General features: G+C 46.0%; 2 protein-coding genes. One reads left to right on the forward strand and one right to left on the reverse strand.

Features of this window, described 5'->3' with window-relative positions:
• A partial coding sequence (locus WHS63_RS13125) for a M1 family aminopeptidase (protein ID WP_445205508.1) occupies positions 1-2,186 on the forward strand: 2,186 nt, incomplete at its 5' end.
• Here the strand turns inward: WHS63_RS13125 and WHS63_RS13130 are convergent.
• Positions 2,187-2,477: DNA cytosine methyltransferase (locus WHS63_RS13130; protein WP_445205509.1), on the reverse strand; the 291-nt coding region annotated here is incomplete at its 5' end.

Consider the following 2,477-nt stretch of genomic DNA (forward strand, 5'->3'; position numbering starts at 1 on the left):
AAGGTCAGAATAAGATTTCTATCGATTTTTTGGCAGGCAAAACCTCCCTCAACCGTAAGGGCGATTACCTTTTCAGCCTGCTGGTGCCCGATAGAGCCTCAACAGTATTTCCTTGTTTTGACCAGCCCAACCTGAAAGCATGCTTCAACCTAACCCTTCAAACTCCTAAGGATTGGGTTGCTGTGAGCAATGCTCCCGTAATAAACAAAATGGAAACTGACACCTCTACCCTCTGGATATTTGATAAAACCTACCCTATTAGCACTTACCTTTTTGCCTTTGCTGCCGGAAAGTTGAAAACTATTGACTACGTAAGGGATAGTTTTAGGATGACCATATACCATCGCGAGACCGATACCCAAAAGGTAGCCAGAAATACCCCAAAAGTGTTTGAGCTGCACCATAGCGCCATTAAATGGCTCGAAGATTATACCAACATCAATTACCCCTTCCAGAAACTCGATGTGGTTCTAATCCCCGATTTCCCTTACAGTGGTATGGAACATCCGGGAGCGATATTTTACAGGGATAGCCGTATCCTGCTCGACGAAAATCCATCGGTTACCCAGCAGCTAAGCCAGGCAAACCTTATCGCCCACGAGGTTTCGCACCAGTGGTTCGGGAATCTGGTTACCATGCAATGGTTCAACGATGTTTGGTTGAAGGAAGTGTTTGCCGGGCTTATGGCCGACAAGATTGTAAACCCGCAATACCCCAAGCTAAACCATCAGCTGAGCTTTGTACTTTCGCACTACCCCAGGGCCTACTCGGTTGACAGGACAGGTGGGGCAAATCCAATTCGTCAGAACCTCGATAACTTGCTACTTGCCGGAACGCTCTACGGCGACATCATCTACCATAAAGCACCCATTGCACTTCAACAGCTTGAACTCATGTTGGGTTCAGAAAAGTTCAGGGAAGGCTTAAATATCTACCTAAAAAAATATGCTTACGATAACGCCGGTTGGAGCGAACTAATTGAGATTTTTGATAACCTCTCGGCCGACGATATCAAATCGTGGAGCAAACGGTGGATCGACACACCCGGCATGCCTGCCATTAATATCGATTTAACCAACGATAAGTTCATTTTTACCCAAACCGATGGTTGGCTACCCATGCAGTTCAATATTATGCTGCCCACCAAAACCCAATACCAAACGTTAACTGTAAAACTTACCGGAAAAACGTGCGAAATTCCTTTGCCAAATAACGTATCAACCCAAAAAAACATCATTGTCAACAGTAATGGTTTAGGATATGGCCTTTTTGTTGCCGAAAACCACAACCTCACCCTTATCCAACCCGATGAATTAACCAGCAACGATTTGGCTCGTGCCTCATTCTTCATCAACCTACATGAACTTTTTCTAAATCATTTTATTGATACCGATACCTACTTCCGCTATTTAGCCAATGCCCTTACCCGCGAAAAGGATTCACAAATCAGAAACTACCTGCTCAATAACCTGGAAACCGTTTGGTGGCAGTTCCTTGACCACACAAACCGGATTATCCTTTCGCAAACCCTCGAACAAACCTTATCGGGAATATTCAATAACCAGAAAATGCCTGCCGATGAACGCAAACCTGCATTCCTAACCTATTGCAGAACTACCATATCGCCCGAAGCTACCGAGTTTATGGAAAAGATTTGGGCAAAAAAAACTCAGGTTAAAGGGATTACGCTTAGCGAAAACGACTACATAGACCTGTCGTTACAATTGGCTGTAAGGGATATTCACGATGCCGATAGCATTCTGCAAGTACAGGAAGAACGAATTCAGAATGCCGATAGGCTTGCCAAGTTCCGATTTGTTAAGCGTGCCGCAACCCCCGACGAAGCCCTGCGCGACGACTTTTTCCATAGTTTGCTGGATGCACAAAACCGTCGACCTGAGCCATGGGTAGCCGAAGGGCTCCGGCTATTTTTTCATCCCCTACGCGCCAGCCACTCCATCCATTACCTTAATGCTGCACTCGACTTGCTACCCGAAATACAGCAAACCAACGATATATTCTTCCCTAAAATCTGGCTCGATGCGGTGCTCTACGGGCATAACTCAACCGAAGCCTCAAGGATTGTAGCCAAGTGGATAAAGGAACATCCCCAAATATCACCCAATCTTAAAGGGAAGCTACTGCAATCGGCCGACCCGCTTTTCAGGGCTGCCACTGGTAAGTAGCTATGCCTGCTCAAAAAGCTGTCGGGCAAGGTATTCAACCACCTTTACATTAACCGCATTACCAAACTGCTTATAGGCTTGCTGGGTGTTATTGTTTATCCTGTAATCGTCAGGAAAACTCTGTAGGTTGGCAACCTCACGGGGTGTTAGCCGACGTTTTTCCCATCCAACTATTGGTATATGCACCATGGCCACCAGTGCTGGAAATTCCGTGGGACGCTTAACCCTTATACCCGAAGGGCGAAACTGTATTATTCCCTTCCAAACCGTATCGATATGTTCACCGGCTTG

This window comes from Tenuifilum sp. (assembly GCF_037481895.1).
Lineage (GTDB): Bacteria > Bacteroidota > Bacteroidia > Bacteroidales > Tenuifilaceae > Tenuifilum > Tenuifilum osseticum.